Origin of the sequence: Pseudoalteromonas sp. OFAV1 (assembly GCF_021532595.1) — a bacterium.
Lineage (GTDB): Bacteria > Pseudomonadota > Gammaproteobacteria > Enterobacterales > Alteromonadaceae > Pseudoalteromonas > Pseudoalteromonas lipolytica_C.
On the sequence record NZ_JAKGBG010000002.1, the window covers coordinates 205,856 to 221,979 of the forward strand.

The 16,124-nt window shown below is 40.8% G+C and carries 24 protein-coding genes; 16 read left to right on the plus strand and 8 right to left on the minus strand.

The features are described 5' to 3' along the window. Window positions 1-89 precede the first annotated feature (89 nt). Complete coding sequence (locus L1267_RS02050; protein ID WP_199526139.1) at window positions 90-752, plus strand: FMN-dependent NADH-azoreductase; 663 nt, start codon at window positions 90-92, stop codon at window positions 750-752. A 70-nt stretch (window positions 753-822) separates the two neighbouring features. Here L1267_RS02050 and L1267_RS02055 read toward each other — a convergent pair whose 3' ends face one another. Continuing rightward, a complete protein-coding gene (locus L1267_RS02055; protein WP_235381997.1) occupies window positions 823-1,281 on the minus strand; it encodes a GyrI-like domain-containing protein in 459 nt (152 codons plus the stop codon). A 190-nt stretch (window positions 1,282-1,471) separates the two neighbouring features. Here L1267_RS02055 and L1267_RS02060 point away from each other — a divergent pair, with 190 nt between their 5' ends. The 6 genes from L1267_RS02060 to L1267_RS02085 all read left to right on the plus strand — a co-directional run bounded on the left by L1267_RS02060 (window position 1,472) and on the right by L1267_RS02085 (window position 6,172). Then, on the plus strand, window positions 1,472-2,098 hold the full coding sequence (locus tag L1267_RS02060; RefSeq protein ID WP_235381998.1) for a fused MFS/spermidine synthase: 627 nt from the start codon (window positions 1,472-1,474) through the stop codon (window positions 2,096-2,098). Then, window positions 2,083-2,973 (plus strand): spermidine synthase, encoded by an 891-nt coding sequence (locus tag L1267_RS02065; protein WP_235381999.1) that lies wholly within the window; start codon window positions 2,083-2,085, stop codon window positions 2,971-2,973. Before L1267_RS02060 ends, L1267_RS02065 begins: the two co-directional genes overlap by 16 nt. After that, complete coding sequence (locus tag L1267_RS02070; protein ID WP_235382000.1) at window positions 2,970-3,446, plus strand: TlpA disulfide reductase family protein; 477 nt, start codon at window positions 2,970-2,972, stop codon at window positions 3,444-3,446. Before L1267_RS02065 ends, L1267_RS02070 begins: the two co-directional genes overlap by 4 nt. Before the next feature lie 135 nt (window positions 3,447-3,581). Beyond that, window positions 3,582-4,058: a MarR family winged helix-turn-helix transcriptional regulator gene (locus L1267_RS02075; RefSeq protein WP_135926648.1), complete on the plus strand. Its 477-nt coding sequence runs from the start codon at window positions 3,582-3,584 to the stop codon at window positions 4,056-4,058. Between the two features lie 4 nt (window positions 4,059-4,062). Continuing rightward, a complete protein-coding gene (locus L1267_RS02080; RefSeq protein ID WP_135926649.1) occupies window positions 4,063-5,124 on the plus strand; it encodes an HlyD family secretion protein in 1,062 nt (353 codons plus the stop codon). Window positions 5,125-5,137: 13 nt separating this feature from the next. Next, a complete protein-coding gene (locus tag L1267_RS02085; RefSeq protein WP_135926650.1) occupies window positions 5,138-6,172 on the plus strand; it encodes a DUF2955 domain-containing protein in 1,035 nt (344 codons plus the stop codon). Between the two features lie 20 nt (window positions 6,173-6,192). Here the strand turns inward: L1267_RS02085 and L1267_RS02090 are convergent, their stop codons facing one another. Beyond that, entirely contained in the window at window positions 6,193-6,510 is a 318-nt protein-coding gene (locus L1267_RS02090; RefSeq protein WP_135926651.1) for a hypothetical protein, read from the minus strand. A 135-nt stretch (window positions 6,511-6,645) separates the two neighbouring features. Beyond that, window positions 6,646-7,059 (minus strand): alternative ribosome rescue aminoacyl-tRNA hydrolase ArfB, encoded by a 414-nt coding sequence (arfB, locus tag L1267_RS02095; protein WP_135926652.1) that lies wholly within the window; start codon window positions 7,057-7,059, stop codon window positions 6,646-6,648. Between the two features lie 111 nt (window positions 7,060-7,170). Between arfB and L1267_RS02100 the strand changes: the two genes are divergently transcribed. Beyond that, window positions 7,171-7,719 (plus strand): short-chain dehydrogenase, encoded by a 549-nt coding sequence (locus tag L1267_RS02100; RefSeq protein ID WP_235382001.1) that lies wholly within the window; start codon window positions 7,171-7,173, stop codon window positions 7,717-7,719. 47 nt (window positions 7,720-7,766) lie between these two features. Here L1267_RS02100 and L1267_RS02105 read toward each other — a convergent pair whose 3' ends face one another. Genes L1267_RS02105 through L1267_RS02120 form a run of 4 tightly spaced genes read right to left on the minus strand, consistent with a single transcriptional unit; the run spans window position 7,767 to window position 10,170 of the window. After that, window positions 7,767-8,501, minus strand: a complete 735-nt coding sequence (locus L1267_RS02105; protein WP_235382002.1) for a phytanoyl-CoA dioxygenase family protein — start codon at window positions 8,499-8,501, stop codon at window positions 7,767-7,769. Window positions 8,502-8,504: 3 nt separating this feature from the next. Beyond that, window positions 8,505-9,086: a uracil-DNA glycosylase family protein gene (locus L1267_RS02110; protein WP_235382003.1), complete on the minus strand. Its 582-nt coding sequence runs from the start codon at window positions 9,084-9,086 to the stop codon at window positions 8,505-8,507. Window positions 9,087-9,105: 19 nt separating this feature from the next. Beyond that, a complete protein-coding gene (locus L1267_RS02115) occupies window positions 9,106-9,468 on the minus strand; it encodes a VOC family protein (protein ID WP_235382004.1) in 363 nt (120 codons plus the stop codon). Between the two features lie 9 nt (window positions 9,469-9,477). Then, complete coding sequence (locus L1267_RS02120; protein WP_235382005.1) at window positions 9,478-10,170, minus strand: aspartate/glutamate racemase family protein; 693 nt, start codon at window positions 10,168-10,170, stop codon at window positions 9,478-9,480. Window positions 10,171-10,371: 201 nt separating this feature from the next. Here L1267_RS02120 and L1267_RS02125 point away from each other — a divergent pair, with 201 nt between their 5' ends. Genes L1267_RS02125 through L1267_RS02135 form a run of 3 tightly spaced genes read left to right on the plus strand, consistent with a single transcriptional unit; the run spans window position 10,372 to window position 12,646 of the window. Further along, window positions 10,372-10,716, plus strand: coding sequence for a hypothetical protein (locus tag L1267_RS02125; RefSeq protein ID WP_235382006.1), 345 nt, complete (start codon window positions 10,372-10,374; stop codon window positions 10,714-10,716). After that, on the plus strand, window positions 10,713-12,314 hold the full coding sequence (locus L1267_RS02130) for a PepSY-associated TM helix domain-containing protein (protein WP_235382007.1): 1,602 nt from the start codon (window positions 10,713-10,715) through the stop codon (window positions 12,312-12,314). The genes L1267_RS02125 and L1267_RS02130 overlap by 4 nt, the downstream gene beginning before the upstream one ends. After that, window positions 12,311-12,646, plus strand: a complete 336-nt coding sequence (locus L1267_RS02135; RefSeq protein ID WP_119852774.1) for a DUF3325 domain-containing protein — start codon at window positions 12,311-12,313, stop codon at window positions 12,644-12,646. Before L1267_RS02130 ends, L1267_RS02135 begins: the two co-directional genes overlap by 4 nt. Before the next feature lie 211 nt (window positions 12,647-12,857). Here the strand turns inward: L1267_RS02135 and L1267_RS02140 are convergent, their stop codons facing one another. Next, window positions 12,858-13,325, minus strand: coding sequence for a lipocalin family protein (locus L1267_RS02140; RefSeq protein ID WP_235382014.1), 468 nt, complete (start codon window positions 13,323-13,325; stop codon window positions 12,858-12,860). Window positions 13,326-13,493: 168 nt separating this feature from the next. Between L1267_RS02140 and L1267_RS02145 the strand changes: the two genes are divergently transcribed. From L1267_RS02145 to L1267_RS23610, 5 genes are all read left to right on the plus strand, one after another. After that, the gene (locus tag L1267_RS02145; protein WP_054563136.1) at window positions 13,494-13,943 is read left to right on the plus strand and encodes a YaiI/YqxD family protein; all 450 of its coding nucleotides are present in this window, start codon (window positions 13,494-13,496) and stop codon (window positions 13,941-13,943) included. Continuing rightward, complete coding sequence (locus L1267_RS02150) at window positions 13,940-14,482, plus strand: DUF6942 family protein (protein WP_235382008.1); 543 nt, start codon at window positions 13,940-13,942, stop codon at window positions 14,480-14,482. The genes L1267_RS02145 and L1267_RS02150 overlap by 4 nt, the downstream gene beginning before the upstream one ends. A gap of 70 nt (window positions 14,483-14,552) precedes the next feature. After that, on the plus strand, window positions 14,553-14,921 hold the full coding sequence (locus L1267_RS02155) for a response regulator (protein ID WP_235382009.1): 369 nt from the start codon (window positions 14,553-14,555) through the stop codon (window positions 14,919-14,921). 25 nt (window positions 14,922-14,946) lie between these two features. Then, on the plus strand, window positions 14,947-15,759 hold the full coding sequence (locus tag L1267_RS02160) for a substrate-binding periplasmic protein (protein ID WP_235382010.1): 813 nt from the start codon (window positions 14,947-14,949) through the stop codon (window positions 15,757-15,759). 137 nt (window positions 15,760-15,896) lie between these two features. Then, window positions 15,897-16,025, plus strand: a complete 129-nt coding sequence (locus L1267_RS23610) for a hypothetical protein (RefSeq protein WP_268842553.1) — start codon at window positions 15,897-15,899, stop codon at window positions 16,023-16,025. Window positions 16,026-16,124: the final 99 nt, after the last annotated feature.

Sequence of the window (16,124 nt, forward strand, 5' to 3'; positions counted from 1 at the left end):
ATAACTTACTTATAGTGAATTATAACTCGTTTGTTAAATGGCCCTCATTTAATGATGATACCAACACATTAACTAATGAGGTATTTACTATGACTACTCTGCTACACATTGATGCTAGTGTGCGTTCAGCTAAAAATGCAAATCCTAACCACGACTCAATCTCTAAAAATATTGCTAAGCAATTTGTAAATCATTTACAGCAAAACAATGCTATAGCTGAGTATATTTACCGTGATGTTGGGATTAATCCACCTTCATTTATTAACCAATCCTGGATTGCTGCTGTGTTTACGCCAGCCAACAAGTTAACGCTAGAGCAAAAAGAAGTACTGGCCGAATCTGATGAATTGATAAATGAGTTGGTTAAGGCTGACACCATAGTGATATCAACGCCTATGTATAACTATGGCATGCCTGCGCAATTAAAAGCATGGTTTGATCAAATCGTTAGGATCAATAAAACGTTTGATTTTGACTTGCAGCGGGGGGATTTCCCTTTGCAACCCCTGTTAACTGGTAAACGTTTGCTGGTTATTACCTCAACGGGTGAGTTTGGCTTTGAGGCCGGTGGTATACGCGAGAGTATGAGCCACTTAGTGCCGCACATTAAAACCTTGAGTAAGTATTTAGGGGTTCAGTATATTGATGAAATAGCCTGTGAGTATCAAGAATTTAACGACCAAAGACACCAACGGTCTTTGACTAATGCTTATGCTAAAGCAGAACAATTAGCGCTGAGATACGCCAATTAAGCAAACAACAAAGCCGCAATAAGCGGCTTTATTTTGTAATGGGGCTTTACACTAAAAATAGTGTTTAGTGTTATTCAACCGAAATGAATACTTCAACTTCTTCACTGCTTTTATAAAACTCAAAGTCAGTTTTATATGCTCGAATATGCGGGCACTGTTCATTACTAAAGTACTGCCAAACTTGACCCCAAACATCGATAACGGTTTGTGGCATTGCACCTTTGCCGCTAAAGTGAAGGTAGTTACCTGTGGCGAGTGTCGTTTGTTCTATCTCTGGCAAAGTGACTTGCAGGTCAGTACAGGCAAATACATCAAACTCCCCTGTGACATCTGATTCATAATGAGTGTACACGCCATAAACTTGGCTAGATGGCGCTAATTTGGGCGCTATGTCTGTGTAAAACTGCTGCCATAAGCCTGCAATTTTGGCACCTTCGCCACTCAATTCGTTTATATTGCTAGTGCGAACTTTGAGGCCAAATAAGGTCGTAGGGTTGTCGATATTGATGTGTGTTACTTGCTGATCCATTGCATTTATCCTTGCTTATTTGTTCCCGTTAAAATACCAGAGCATATGTGCTTTAACCTAGCCTTTTTTACTATTTATTTCGTTAGCTATCATTTTGTAAACGGCCTTTACAGCTTAAAAAACAGTCATGGCATCCTTATCAGCATCAGGTTAAGATGGGTAAAATAACAACAAAATCAGCGGGTGTTTAATGAATAAAATCAATGCGCTTATCTACTTTCTAGCCTTTAGTAGCGGCTTTTGTATTATGGGAATTGAGCTTTTAGGTGGGCGAATTTTAGCGCCTTACTTTGGTAGCAGTGTGCATATATGGGGCAGTATTATCACTGTATTTATGCTGAGCTTATCAATTGGTTATTTGCTTGGCGGCAAGCTCTCTACTCGCAATCCTTCGTTAACTAAATACGGTCTTATTTTCTTTGTTGCGAGCATTATGGTGGTGCCAATTGTACTGTTTTCTGAGCCAATTATGACCTTTATTTTCACTCATGTTGAAGACAGCCGTTATGGCTCGTTACTGGCATCAACGGCGTTGTTTTTTATCCCTACAACAATATTGGGCATGATCTCTCCTTATTCAGTGCGATTATTGGTTACCGATCATGAAAAAAGTGGTCAGGTTGCCGGTGGTTTGTATTTTGTGAGCACCCTAGGAAGCGCTCTTGGCACGATTATTACCTCTTTTTATATGGTGCTAGCTTTTGATGTTAACGACATTATTAAAACCTTTGCAGCGGTATTAGGCGCGCTTGGTTTGCTTGCAATAGCTGTTAGTCAAATAAAAACAAAGGAGCGTACTGTATGTTTAGAGTCTTAATACCTTGTTTGCTCATAGCGCTGCCCTTTAGCGGGTTGGCTGAAGTAATCCATAAAGAGCGCTCGCTTTATCGCAATATCTTAGTTGAGAAGTCTGGCGACTTACTGTGTTTAAAATTCAACGAAAAAACTCGTAAAAGTACGCAAAGTTGTATGTATGAAAGTAAGCCTAAAAAGCTGGTGTTTAATTACACCAAAATGACCTTTGCAAGCCTACTATTTATTGATAACCCGCAAAATGTATTGATCATTGGTTTGGGAGGTGGCTCACTCTCTAATACTATACATGAGCTTTATCCTGAAGCGAGTATCGAAAATGTCGAAATTGACCCTGCAGTAATAAAAGTCGCCCGTGATTATTTTAGTTTTGTAGAAACCGATAATGTGACATCTAAAGTGCAAGATGGGCGTATTTTTATCAAACGCGCTGCACTGAAAAAGCAAAAGTACGATTGGATAATTCTTGATGCCTTTAATGGCGATTATATCCCTGAGCACCTTCTCACTAAGGAATTTTTTGCAGAAGTAAAAAGTATACTGGCTGATGGCGGCATTGTTGCAGCAAATACTTTTTCATCGAGTAAATTGTACCAGCATGAGTCGGCAACTTACTTTGATGTGTTTGGTGACTTTGTTAATGTTGTGACCGATGAAAACTCTAATCGCATTATTTTGGCAGGCTTCGAGACTATGCCTAGCCAGCAACAATTAGCCGAGCGCGCCAATAAACTCGCAAATAAGTTAACCCCTTACGATGTTGATTTGCAGTTACTGCGTGAACATTTGTTTTATACTAAGGGTAATCAAGATTGGCCCGCGGATACCAAGGTACTCACTGACCAATATTCACCTGCGAACTTGTTAAATTATCAATGATCAAACACATCTTAATTGCACTTCTTTTATTAACGGGCTCTGCTGCTATGGCAGAGCAATCTTCTACTGCTCCTTTAACTGCAAGTCAGCAGCAATTGTCTAAACTACTGAGCCAATATAAAGGGAAAGTTGTGTTACTCGATTTTTGGGCATCTTGGTGTAGTCCATGTCGACGGTCGTTTCCCTGGTTTATAGCGATGCAGAACAAGTATCAACAGCAAGGGCTTAAAGTAGTTGCTGTAAATATTGATGTTGAGCGCAGTGATGCCGATGCGTTTTTAGCTGAGTTTGCAGTGAACTTTACTATTATTTACGACCCTGATGCTGTTATTGGCAGACAATACCAACTTAAAGGGATGCCGAGCAGCTTTTTAATCGATAAAGAGGGCTTAGTACGGTTCCAACACACAGGGTTTGTAGCTGATAAATTAGACCTCTATGAAAGCCATATCAAAGAGTTAATTGCAAAATAGTATTGTTCTTCGCATAACTTTTACGGCTGTTCGCTTTTATCGAACATAGCTATCTGTTTTATTAATTGCATCAACATTTACTTAGCATGCTAACTACATTAAAATAGTTAGCATGCTAAGTAAATGGAGCACATTATGTCTTCCACTCCCCCTTTTCACGAAACTCTTGATTTAACACTGTGCGGCAGTATGGGCCGTGTGCATCGTTTATGTCGCGATGCTGTCACCTTGGCGGTCGAGCCTTTGGGGCTTACTCAATCTCGTTGGACCGCGATGATGCACCTGTTTCATCTAAACCAAGGTTGCACCCAACAAGAGTTGGCAAATAGCTTGGGCATTGAAATGCCATCGTTAACTCGCACTATTAAGCAGCTTGAGCAACAAGAGATTATTGCTCGTAAAGCTGATGCAGACGATAAACGCAGTAAACGTCTGTACTTCACACAGCAAGGTCTACAATTGTTAGACACATTACAGGTGATTATCGCTGATGTGAAAGAGCACCTTTATGCTGACTTAACCACAGAGCAACTCGATACGATGGCGCATGGTTTAATTCAGATGGAGCAAAATGCTCGTCAGTGTATCCGTCATTATTCAGGAGATAAGTAACCTTATGACACCGGACCAAAAATTTGCCCGTTACGTAAAAATCTCTTTAGCGGGTTTTATTGTTTTATTTTTATATTTTGTGATTGCTGATCTGTACATGCCTGTCACACCGCAGGCCCGTGTTTATCACCCTGTTGTGCAAGTGACCCCGCAAGTAAGTGGGCGCGTGACTGACGTATTAGTCACCAACAATCAAGCAGTTGAAAAGCAGCAAGCCTTGTTTAAGATTAACGACGAGCCTTTTAAGCTTGCCGTTCAGCAGGCAGAACTCGCTTATGATGATGCGAAACTACAAAACCAACGTTTAGATAGCAGTGTCAAGGCAATAGAAGCTCAGCTTGCGGCTGCACAGGCAAAACTGCATGAACAAACGCTTTTATTTGAGCGCGGTGAGTCGTTATTGAAAAAGCGCTCTATTTCAGAGCAAGAGTACGAAACAATCAATGCGAACTATCAATCAAGCAAAGCCAATGTAGCTGCAATTGAAGCCCAGCTTAGCGAGGCCAAATTAGCACGCGGTAAAATAGGTGATGACAATTTAGCGCTTCGCCATGCTCAAAACCAGCTTGAGCAAGCGAAACTAAACCTGTCGTATACTACAGTGACAGCCGATACCGACGGTAAAACAGCCAACCTACAAGTAACACCGGGTACCTATGCAAATAAGGGCCAGCCGCTAATGGCGATTGTTGCTAATAAAGCTGATTTAGTGGCAGATTTTCGTGAAAAGTCTTTGGTTCATGTAGAAATTGGTAGCACTGCAAAAGTAAGCTTTGATGCGCTACCGGGCAAAGTGTTTACGGGCAAAATTATTAGCTTTGAAGCAGGTGTGAGTGATGGTCAGCTTAATGCAAACGGTTTGCTCAGTGCTACTGAAAGTAGTAATCGTTGGGTACGTGATGCACAGCGCCAACGTATTCATATCCAACTAGATGAACACCAGATGTTAGCTAAATTTCCAAGTGGTGCGCGTGCAACTGTTCAGCTTTTGCCTGACTCAAGCATAGGCAGCTGGTTTGCGAGCATGCAAATTCGCTTCATCAGTGTTCTGCACTTTATTTACTAAGGCAGGGTAAGTTATGTCAGTATTGCAACTCGATGGTAATGGTTTGCGCCAAGCGCTTCGCATTGCCACGGGCTCAGCATTAGGGTTTGCACTGGCAAAATTGATGAACTGGCCTAATGGCATCTTTTTTACAGTTTACCCTATGTTATTGCTCGGCTTAGTGCCTGTGCTTAACATGCATATTATTCGTCAGTTTTACGCAGGCGCGGTGTTTAGTGCACTGTTTGTTCTAGTTGTGCAAGGTCTATTTGCACACCTGCCTGTTGTTATGACGATGATGAGCTTTATCGCATTTGCTTTTTTGTTTTATCAAATGAGCCGTGGTGCTAACTTTTTATTTGGTGCCACAACGGTGGTGAGTTTGTCTATTCAATTGCATTTTTCGACCTACACCGGTGGTGGGGTAAGTATTTATCCGTTGATCATTAGCAATGCCGTTGCTGTTGTGGTTACTGTGGTGTTCTCGATGCTAATGCATGGTTTATTTCCTGATGTTGCACCACGCCAAGGTCGGGTTATGCCAGAAAAAGCAAAAGAAAGTGTGCGTCATGAAGTATTACTTTGTTCAACCGTAGCAACCTTGTCATTTGTTGTATTTCAGGTATTTGACTTACAAGATTCAATCTCAGCTCAAGCAGCGTCGGTACTGATTTTGTTTTCGTTATGCTGGAAAGCGGCAGGTATGGCTGCATGGCAACGTGCGATAGGTACATTGATTGGATGTAACTTAGCGTTAGTGGCACAGTTATTTTTGTATAACCATACCGATATTTTGATATTTCCGGCGTTAATTTTATGGATTTTGACTTTTATTTTTAGTCGTTATCACATTATTGCTGGCGGTATTCCGGGTGTTGGTTTTGGTATTATCACCACATTTGGCATTTTGTTTGGTCAATCATTAGGGCCGGGCCAAGATCTGGTATACAGCGCGTTATATCGATTTTCGTCGGTGTCAGTGGCAATTTTAGTAAGTCTTTGTGCGGTCTATGTAATGCATCACTTACTTAATCGTTTTGAAGTAACTCGTCACCATACATTTGACTAGTAAATCATTAAAAAAGAGAGCTAATTTGAGCTCTCTTTTTTCTGATTATTTTCAATAATAGTCGGTAACGATTTTAGTAGGTTTTCTTGTTTGTTAACGACGCTCTCTACACATGTTTTTGAAGCGACATCAGCGACCCATGCCCCCCATTGTGAACTACCTGGTTCTTCACCTGGCGTTGCCCACCATCTAGCTTTGTAAAGAATTTCATTGTAGCAAGTTTCACTTCCTTGCGGGTAAGCGCTTCCGGCTTGCCAAGAATCAACAGCGTGGCTGGTGATTGGCAGCGCTGACAGCGTTATCATTAACGACGCAACAATGTGTGTTTTGAGACCCATCAGCGGCTCCTTGCAAATAAGTGAGATAGTATGAATATTATAGTATTAGTGGAGTTAACCATCAATTAACTTTGTTAACACGTTACACTTCTTTACAGTTTTGTTTGCTTTTTGAGCGGTTTGTTAACAATAAAGTTATATATCGATGTTTTTCCTTAATGCTTTTGTTTGTCCCCTTTTTGTTTTGCTATCCATGCGTTTCCGCTGAGAACTTTTGGTGGGTTTTGTAGCCCTTCGCTTTTTTTGTACTTGAGTAGCACTGATGATCAATTCTTTTAATCGATTAAGTGCGTCTTCTTTATTTAATTCTTGAGTTCGATGTGTTTGCGACTTAATGACTATAACGCCTTCTTTGGTGATTCGAGAGTCATTTAAATTAAGTAAACGTTGTTTATAAAAGTCAGGTAACTTAGAGCGTTTTATATCAAACCGTAAATGAATAGCACTGGCAACTTTATTGACATTTTGTCCGCCCGCACCCTGTGAGCGAATTGCGCTAAAGTCGAGCTCCCATTCATCGATAGTGACAGTATTAGAAATAATTAACATCAGGTTCAGTTAGCTGTGATAAAAATGCAAGTGTAACATTTGTAATTAGCTGAGTATAATTGCCCTTTGATTCATGCTAGTTGCGACAAATATGAACGAAAGGAGATCCACATGAAAGCCCTACTTTTTTCAATCAGTTTACTTGCAATGAGTTTTTCAAGTCTCGCTGAAGATATAACTGAGAACCAATTACAGCGTTACATTAAAGCATTACCTGCTGTAGTTAACTGGTCACAAAACCAGCCAGAACTGAATACTGTTGACCTAAGTGGTATGCTAGGAAATGCAGATAGTTCGTCAGTTATGAATGCGTTAGGTCACATTAAAGAGCATGACCTTTATACGGAGTTTGAAGCTTTAACCAAGCAATACGGGTTTACGCCAGAACAGTTAGTTACTGTTGGCTCAGAGGTATCAATGGCGTATTTAGAAAACCTTAAAGCAGGAATGTCAGAAGAGAACAAGCAACGTGTTAATCAAGCAATGAGTGGTTTACAGAGCTTAACGGCATCATCATCAGATGCGGGGACTCGCTCAATGGTGGGTGCTTTAGAAGGTGTTAAAGCAAGTACTGCAACAGTGGATGTAAGCGAAAGTAACGTTAACTTAGTTAAGCAATACATGCCGCAGTTAAAAGAATTGTTTGCAATGTTGCAGTAACAGCACAATAAAATAAAGAAAGCGGCTAAGTAGCCGCTTTTTTTTGCTTACTCAAATACCATCGCGTTTTTTAATTGCTGCTTTTGTTCTGCAGTTGGTAAAAATCCAGTTTGTACAAACTCATTAAGACTTGGGTGCCGCTCAAAGTAAATAATATCAAGGGCAAAACGATTCATGCCATATAAGCCACGATGGATCATATTTGCCGAAAATATAAGTAAGTCACCTTTTTTGAGTTCTACACGTTTACCGCGAGTCAATGAGTCACTATTGCGAGCACCCTGCTGCTCTAATCTAACTGCTAACTCTTCATCTGAATCCCAATTTTTATGACTAGCCGGTATTAGCTCTATGCCCAGTTCATCTTCAAAAGCAACGCGGCAATGCAATACTTCAGGACCGCAAAGTGCGGCCTTTTGCGCTTCAAGCTCTAAGTGATATTGCATATCGCGATGCCAATAGTTTGCTTGTTTGGGGTTGTAAGGATTAAAGAATAATTGAGTATTCATAAACTGAGGAACAGCAACAATGCCTTTAACCTGTTCTAATAATGTATCGGCACAGATAAATTCAAAAAGAGTACACTTTTCCTCAGTACTTAAACATGCGGCGCCAGTCAATCCTGAGCTAATAATCCCTTTCGATTGATAAAAGCCTTGGTTTTCTTGCAACCAATGATGATGAAATTTATCGAGAATAGGTCTTACCTTGCTAAGCTCACTCTCTGTGTAAAGGCCCTTTACATGGTAATAGCCGTGTTCAGCAAAAAAGGTATTTTTCATTTTTTACCTTGCTAAAATTGTACGTATTTTATTACCAAGCTCAGGCAATACTTGTTGCTCAAACCACGGATTTTTCTTCAGCCAGATATTATTGCGAGGGCTTGGGTGGGGCAGTGGCAAGTAACTTGGCCAATATTCACGCCACGATTTTACTAACTCAGTTAAGGGTAGCTGCTTAGTGTGAGGCAAATGATATGCCTGCGCGTATTTACCTAAGATAATGGTGAGCTCAATATTATTGAGCTGCGCTAAAAGTTTTTCGCGCCATGCTACAGCGCACTCTTTTCTTGGCGGTAAATCGCCAGACTTGCCTTTGCCTGGGTAGCAAAAGCTCATCGGTAAAATAGCAAAATTGCAGTCATCGTAAAACTCATCGCTCGTTACACCAAGCCAAGAGCGAAGCCTTTGGCCACTTGCATCATCGAATGGTTTGCCACTTTCATGTACTTTAATCCCCGGGGCTTGACCGGCAATTAAAATGCGAGCTTGTGGGTTAAATTGAATAACAGGGCGTGCCCCAAGTGGTAAATGCGGTTCACAGATCACGCATTTACTAACTTGTTGTAATAACGATTGAGTACTCATCAGTTAGTAAAAATATGATCTATGCTTGTTTTGACCAAACAGCTAACTCATTACCACTTGGCTCTATGAAGTGAAAACGACAGCCTCCAGGAAAATCAAACAAGGGCTTAATAATTGTGCCGCCGTGTTTTTCTACCTGCGCTTGAGTGTCTTTAATATTATTTGAATAAAGCACTAGTAGCGCGCCACCATTACTGGTTAAGCTAGTTAATGGCGCTTGATAAAAACCGCCATCAAGACCCGCTGATCCAGCGCTAAAAGCCGTGTACTCAGAGCCATAATCGGTAAATTGCCATTTAAAAACCTGATGAAAAAATGCTTTTGTTGCAGCTAAATCTTTGGCGGCAAATTCAACATAATTTAAGCTATGGTGATTCGACATAATCTGCTCCTATTTTAAACTATTCTCAAGCGCCATAGCGCAATGAACTGCTGTACTATCAAGTAATGGTATTGAGGTATCGGATTGTTGTACTAGTAATCCTATTTCTGTGCAGCCAAGAATAACCGCTTCTGCACCTTGCTGAGTTAGCTTATCAATAATAGTTAAATACTCAGCTTTGGATTCTGGCTTGATTATGCCTTTACATAGTTCATCATAAATGATGCGGTGCACTGTTTCACGCCCCTGAACATCAGGGATTAACACGTCTATTGCGAATTTATCTGCTAAACGCTGTTTGTAAAAGTCTTGTTCCATAGTGAACTGGGTACCCAACAAAGCCACTTTTTTGAAGTTATGTTGGATCAGGTTTTCACCAACTGCATCGGCGATGTGTAACAAAGGAATTGCAACGGCTGCTTGTACTTGCTCAGCTAGTTTATGCATTGTATTGGTACAAATTAATAAATAATCCGCGCCCGCAGCTTCAACTTGTTTGGCTGCTTTAATGAGTATCTCGGCCATTTGTGGCCAATCTTGTTGCTGTTGTAGCGCTGCTATGCTGGCAAAATCGAGACTGACAAGCACTATCTTGGCACTGTGCAGCCCCCCCAGTTTATTTTTAATGCCTTGATTTAAAAGCTGGTAGTAACTTTGTGTAGACTCCCAACTCATGCCTCCGATTAAGCCTATCGTTTTCATTGCAACTCCCTTTGTATTTACTTAACACCATATGATATTGCACAGAACAAAGCTAGCAGATCATTATTTTACTAACATAACGACTTAGTTGGTTCTGTTTCATTATTTAATACGTTTATGCAAATGATAACTACTATCTTTTCTGTTTGCTGGCGATATAATACGGGTTTTTCTTCTTGTGTTATTTTCTAAGGGATTATCATGCATTCTCAATCATTAGATGCAATGGCAGGCAATCGCCCTAAAAATACAGCTAAAAAGCGCTCTGTGAGCCTCTCTTATCGTGTCGCTGTGTTTTTGCGTTTTGTTGCAGCCATCATGGGGGGTTACGCTTTTACCAGTGTACTTATTTCATTATTAGCTGTGTTACTACCTCTTAATAAACTCGACAGCGTGCTGTTGACCACGACTCTTTCGGTATTTTTTTACTGTTGCGTGTTTATTTGGGTGTTTGCCGTTAAGTCTTTGAAGACTGTTTGGATCACTATTTTACTAACTACTAGTGGGCAATTGCTGGCCCTTTCATTTATTAAGGGATGGCTATGAAAGAGAGTTTTTTCCGCTCCATGACATGGCTTCATACCTGGGTGGGCTTATTGGTATGCTGGTTATTATTCTTGATATTTTTTGCAGGCACTATCAGCTTTTTCAAAGATGAAATTACTATTTGGGCTGAGCCAGAAACGCATCATGTAAAGCACCAAGTGCAACGTGTTCAGTCTCAAGCCGAACAAATTAATTATGTGCTTGCGCAATTACAGCAACAGGCACCTAATTCATTATCTTGGCGAATAAACTTACCTGAGCCGCGTAACCCTATATTAAGCTATGGGTTTGCTGAGCCTAAACAGCCCGGCCAGCGCCGTGCGCCTTTCAACTATACGTATCTAGACCCTAATACCTTAGAACAATTGCCCGAGCCTCGGGATACTAAGGGGGGGAATTTTTTCTATCGTTTGCACTTTGATTTACATTACATAGATGTATTTACTGCGCGGATAATTGTTTGTTTAGCTTCATTATTTATGTTGGTTGCGCTTATAACTGGCATCGTGATTCACAAACGTATTTTTAAAGATATGTTTAGCTTTAGAGCAAACAAAGGTAGCCGAAGTTGGCTTGATGCACACAATGTTTCGTCAGTGCTGGCACTGCCATTTCATATCATGATCACCTACACGGGAATTATCACGTTGATATTTATGCTGTTCCCCTACCCTGCCGAAACCGTATATGAAAATGGCTTAAGGCAAATGTTTGATGAGGCTTTGCCTATTAACAAACGTGCCAAGCCTAGTGAAGAGCAGCGCCCTATGGTGGCAATCAAAGAAGTGTTAGATCAGATTTATACTAAGTCACCGAATGCTGACATTAGCTATGTGTTTGTAAGAAATGCCAATACAGCGACCTCACAAATTGTGGTTTATTTGGCAACCGGCAAAGAGGTTGTAGATAACGGACCACGCTACTTATTCAATGGTGTAACAGGTGAGCTTGAAGCGAGTTCAGGCGAAGATTGGAGCGCTTCGGCGCAGTTTTATGACTCAATGACAGCATTACATAGTGGTCGTTTAGCCGAGCCGCTGCTACGTTGGTTGTATTTTTTCTGTGGCGTAGCTGGCTGTGCCATGATAGCTACAGGCTGCATCATGTGGGCTAAGCGCTTACGCGAGAGACTCAAAGCAGGCCAAAAACCAAGCTTTGGACTTAAGCTCGTTGAGACACTAAATTTAGCCACACTGATGGGCTTACCCCTTGCAACCGCAGCGTTCTTCATTGCCAATCGTTTATTACCTTTAGAGTTAGCTGGGCGTGCCGATAAAGAAATACTCGTGTTTTTCTTAGCTTGGCTGGCGATGTTAGTTGTCGCTGTGATCGGCCGAGAAAAACGCCACTGGCGCTATAGTGCTTGGCTTAACGCAGCTGCTTGCTTATTAGTACCTGTGGTAAATGCGTTGACAACAGATGGTAATTGGATCACGTATTTACTAACTCAGCAGTGGGCCTTATTCGGTATTGATAGTGCGTTTATTTGTGCTGGGCTGCTGTTTTTACTACAAAGCAAAAAAATACCTAGCCATAAAACCGCTACAAATAAGACTAAATTAAATAAAAACAGGCTGTTAAAGGAGCAACAAGGATGATGGAGTTACTGCAATTTAGTCTCTGCTTTTTAGGGTTTAATTGTTTTGCACTTGCAAAATTCAATCATTTCCGTGATGTATTCAAAAAGAAATTAACCGAAAAACAGCGAAATAGCTTTTTATTAAGCGGCTGGATCAGTATTTTACTAAGTTTAGTGCTTTGCGTGCTGTCAGATGCTGGGTACGGCGCATTGCTGTTTTGCGGTTATATGGCTTTAAGTGTACTTATGCTCATGATTTTATACAGTTTTACTGTTTCATGGGTAAAGCATGTCAGCGTATTAACTATGTCTGTTTTGCTATTGAGTGGCTTTTCGGTGATGATTTTCTAGCTTAGTTAGTAAAAAACTGATCTGATACCAATTTGCAATAATGCTTAATGGAGCAAATTGTTTAAAAAAATGGGTAGGCAATGCCTACCCAAGCAGGGGATTAAATTGGGGGATCACATGTTGCTTCAATTTAACGACGCTAAGTTTGCCTAGCATCCATTACAGTTGTGTTGCACATTAGTGATAGTTTAAAGACAGTTGTAAAGCCCCTTTACAAGCTATTATGGTCAACATAAATAAGCTCGTCTGTTTTAAAACCATATTCTTTTGCTGTGTTTATAAAGTCCTGCATTTGCTGTTCTGTCACGGTCGGTGTGCGCGACAAAAACCATAAATACTCTTTGTTATAACCTGTGATATAAGCGTATTGATAATTTTGCTTATCTAATTCAAATACCACGTAAGAGCTGTAAAATGGTCCAAAGAATGAAACTTCTAAGTGGCCTATGTCTTTTTGCTCTGCAAACTTCGCTTTACCTTCAGCTTGCTGCCATTCTTTATCTTCGGCGCTGTAACCTTTATTGATAACTTTTACACTGCCATCAGGGTTAATTGAGTATTCAGCGGTAATCCCCTCAAGTCCGCGTTCAAATGAATGATCTAAACGTGCAATTTCGTACCAGGTTCCTGTGTATTTGTTTAACTCAAAATTATCGACGGGTTTGATGTCGTCTGGCATGCCAGTACATGCAGACAAAATGGTAGTGATGCACAAAATCCCGAGTAACTTTAATGATGTTTGCACGCTTTTGCTCCTTTAAAATTAAATAAATTAATACGTTAATAGCACTAATTAAGTTCAATTACGGTAAACTATTAAAGGTTTAAATCAATTATTGAGAACAGCATGAAGATTTGGGTTGATGCAGACGCCTGCCCCGTCGTTATTAAAGAAATATTATTTCGTGCCGCAGAGCGCACACAAACCTTCACCACATTAGTGGCGAACCATGCGATGCGAGTACCCCCTTCAAAGTATATTAGCCGTTTGCAGGTATCTTCTGGGTTTGATATTGCCGATAACGAAATTGTTAAGCGCATCGAGCCAAATGATTTGGTGATCACCGGTGATATTCCTTTAGCTGCTGAAGTTATCGAAAAAGGCGCACAAGCGCTTAATCCACGCGGTGAGTTGTATACGACTGAAAACATTCGCTCACGTTTAAATGTTCGTGATTTTATGGAAACTATGCGCTCAAGTGGCGTTGAAATGGCCGGTGGCCCACCGCCGTTAAGCCAAGCTGACCGCCAAAACTTTGCAAATAACCTAGATCGAATCCTCGCTAAAAAATCATGAGTGTCGTTAATAGTGCGCCACTGCAAGGTTTTGGCGATGAGGCGTTTAAAGTCGCTGTTTATATAGAAAAGCGCCCGCCGATGCCTGCTTGGCAACAGCTTGACCATTTGCACGCAATGCAACCCAGCCAGATCAACGAAATAAACCAAGCATGTGGAAATGGTTGGCGCAAAGTTTTTAATGTGTATGGCAAAGTGCTGTTTGCACTACCAAGTGAATATTATGATTTTGCTAAAAGAGCACCTGATTGGCAGAGCTATCGCGATGATCAACTGCTGCAAGCTCATAGCCAAACCGCATTACTGTTTAGCCCACCGATATTAGGCAAACCAGAGCAGTTACATATAATTGCAGGGCGAACCCATGCTAAACAGCTTATAAATGACGGGCTTTTACATTGCCAATTAACTTGGCTCGATGATGAATTTGCCATTAGTAAATCAGATAAAGTGATTGTCTGCCCCTATTTTGACTACCGCCAGCTAAGCAATATTAAAATAGCACGACTTAGCCAGCTTGTTGCCGATATTTTTTCTTAGTTTCTGGTTTATTGCGTTATTGAGTTAGCAAACTAAGCTTTAAATACTGTAAAACTTAATAGTAATCTAGATGAAAATACTGGTCGTTGACGATATGCCACTTATGCGCCATGTGTTGATAAACATGTTGCGTAGGCTTGAATATAAGGATATAACGGAGGCGACTGATGGCGCTCAAGCGTTTGATTTACTCGAAAAACACAGCTTTGATCTGGTGATTACTGATTTGCATATGCCGAAAATGGATGGCAAATGTTTGCTTAATCATATTCGCGAAAACTCAGTCCTAAGTGATTTACCTGTATTGATGGTAACCTGCGAAGACAGTAAACAAACGGTAAGCGAGATGATCACAGCAAAAGTGAACGGTTTTATCATTAAGCCTTTTTGTTTAAATACACTGCAAAAGCAGTTAAGTCGAATTGTTAAACCAGAATAACCTGCAACAACTGGAGTTAAGAGCGATGTTTAAGCATTTAACAATAGTGAGTTTATTCACTGCCAGCACTGCCATGGCGAGTGCTGAACAATTGACTTTATACACCGAAGTATTCCCTCCCTATAACTTTGTGCAGCACAATCAACTCACCGGTATTAACACCAAAATCATGGAATCTTTGTGCGAAAGAGCCAAGTTGAGCTGTACGTTTAGTGTATTGCCTTGGAAGCGCGCAATGTCACTAACACTCGCCCAACCCAATGCTGGAATTTTTTCTACTTCACGCACCGCAAAGCGAGAAACTCAATTTTACTGGGTTGGCCCTTTGGTATCTGGGCATTCATGTTTATACCGTTTAAATAACCGCAACGACATAAAAGTAACGAGTACACAGTCGTTGCAAAACTACACCATTGGCGTATCTCGTGGTGATGTTTATCAAACCGTTCTTGCTGATTTTAACCTTACTGAAGGCCAGCAATTTTTAACTTACTCAAAAAAGTTCGAAGAGCTTAAAATGTTTAAGCAAGGCAAGCATGATTTGCTTATTGGCTCCTCTCTCACTCTTTCATCACAATTGATGAATGTAGGTATGAGCCCAGACCAAGTAACGCCGGTATTTGAGTTAAAGCACCCTGCTTTAGTGGGTAATTACTTGGCACTTAACAAAAACACATCGCCAGAGGTGGTCACTAAGCTGCAACACGCCCTCGATACCATAAAGCAAGAAAACCTGGTTGATCCTCTTGTTGATCAGTTTGTAGAAGAGGATAGGCACTCTCACGGCGAAGCATCGACAGTTGCACAGCAGTGCTTAAATGGTTCTGCTATTTATTAAATTGGAGTGATTTTAGGTAAGTTAGCCGCTATTTTTCTTATTTTAGAAGTCAATCGCGATTTTTCGCGCTCGAACGCAAAGCCATTGCCTGATCTTTAATTGCTTTTTATAGTGATAAATAAAAAGGGCAAAAAATTATGAAACCAACTCCACTATTTAAAAGCTTAGTGCTAGCTGTATGCTTAGGCGCAACAGGCGCCTCTCAAGCTTACGATCGAATCACTGGCCATAACTTTGCTATACCCGTGATCATTGAAGGTGCTTGATTTTCCGTAAAAATAGGATCATGCTACGCCACTATGAAAGTAACGCTATCTCCACAGAAGAAACAAGAACTCGAACAGATGCACGATTCCGCTCGTGAC

Excerpts from the sequence above, each read along its gene's own strand:
- L1267_RS02120 (WP_235382005.1), bottom strand. The coding sequence starts at position 10,170 with ATGAAAACGATAGGCTTAATCGGAGGCATGAGTTGGGAGTCTACACAA.
- L1267_RS02085 (WP_135926650.1), top strand. The coding sequence starts at position 5,138 with ATGTCAGTATTGCAACTCGATGGTAATGGTTTGCGCCAAGCGCTTCGC.
- L1267_RS02060 (WP_235381998.1), top strand. The coding sequence starts at position 1,472 with ATGAATAAAATCAATGCGCTTATCTACTTTCTAGCCTTTAGTAGCGGC.
- L1267_RS02080 (WP_135926649.1), top strand. The coding sequence starts at position 4,063 with ATGACACCGGACCAAAAATTTGCCCGTTACGTAAAAATCTCTTTAGCG.
- L1267_RS02050 (WP_199526139.1), top strand. The coding sequence starts at position 90 with ATGACTACTCTGCTACACATTGATGCTAGTGTGCGTTCAGCTAAAAAT.
- L1267_RS02160 (WP_235382010.1), top strand. The coding sequence starts at position 14,947 with ATGTTTAAGCATTTAACAATAGTGAGTTTATTCACTGCCAGCACTGCC.
- L1267_RS02130 (WP_235382007.1), top strand. The coding sequence starts at position 10,713 with ATGAAAGAGAGTTTTTTCCGCTCCATGACATGGCTTCATACCTGGGTG.
- L1267_RS02115 (WP_235382004.1), bottom strand. The coding sequence starts at position 9,468 with ATGTCGAATCACCATAGCTTAAATTATGTTGAATTTGCCGCCAAAGAT.
- L1267_RS02105 (WP_235382002.1), bottom strand. The coding sequence starts at position 8,501 with ATGAAAAATACCTTTTTTGCTGAACACGGCTATTACCATGTAAAGGGC.
- L1267_RS02090 (WP_135926651.1), bottom strand. The coding sequence starts at position 6,510 with ATGGGTCTCAAAACACACATTGTTGCGTCGTTAATGATAACGCTGTCA.
- L1267_RS02140 (WP_235382014.1), bottom strand. The coding sequence starts at position 13,325 with ATGCCAGACGACATCAAACCCGTCGATAATTTTGAGTTAAACAAATAC.
- L1267_RS23610 (WP_268842553.1), top strand. The coding sequence starts at position 15,897 with ATGAAACCAACTCCACTATTTAAAAGCTTAGTGCTAGCTGTATGCTTA.
- L1267_RS02055 (WP_235381997.1), bottom strand. The coding sequence starts at position 1,281 with ATGGATCAGCAAGTAACACACATCAATATCGACAACCCTACGACCTTA.
- L1267_RS02075 (WP_135926648.1), top strand. The coding sequence starts at position 3,582 with ATGTCTTCCACTCCCCCTTTTCACGAAACTCTTGATTTAACACTGTGC.
- L1267_RS02110 (WP_235382003.1), bottom strand. The coding sequence starts at position 9,086 with ATGAGTACTCAATCGTTATTACAACAAGTTAGTAAATGCGTGATCTGT.
- L1267_RS02065 (WP_235381999.1), top strand. The coding sequence starts at position 2,083 with ATGTTTAGAGTCTTAATACCTTGTTTGCTCATAGCGCTGCCCTTTAGC.
- L1267_RS02070 (WP_235382000.1), top strand. The coding sequence starts at position 2,970 with ATGATCAAACACATCTTAATTGCACTTCTTTTATTAACGGGCTCTGCT.
- L1267_RS02150 (WP_235382008.1), top strand. The coding sequence starts at position 13,940 with ATGAGTGTCGTTAATAGTGCGCCACTGCAAGGTTTTGGCGATGAGGCG.
- L1267_RS02100 (WP_235382001.1), top strand. The coding sequence starts at position 7,171 with ATGAAAGCCCTACTTTTTTCAATCAGTTTACTTGCAATGAGTTTTTCA.
- arfB (WP_135926652.1), bottom strand. The coding sequence starts at position 7,059 with ATGTTAATTATTTCTAATACTGTCACTATCGATGAATGGGAGCTCGAC.
- L1267_RS02145 (WP_054563136.1), top strand. The coding sequence starts at position 13,494 with ATGAAGATTTGGGTTGATGCAGACGCCTGCCCCGTCGTTATTAAAGAA.
- L1267_RS02155 (WP_235382009.1), top strand. The coding sequence starts at position 14,553 with ATGAAAATACTGGTCGTTGACGATATGCCACTTATGCGCCATGTGTTG.
- L1267_RS02125 (WP_235382006.1), top strand. The coding sequence starts at position 10,372 with ATGCATTCTCAATCATTAGATGCAATGGCAGGCAATCGCCCTAAAAAT.
- L1267_RS02135 (WP_119852774.1), top strand. The coding sequence starts at position 12,311 with ATGATGGAGTTACTGCAATTTAGTCTCTGCTTTTTAGGGTTTAATTGT.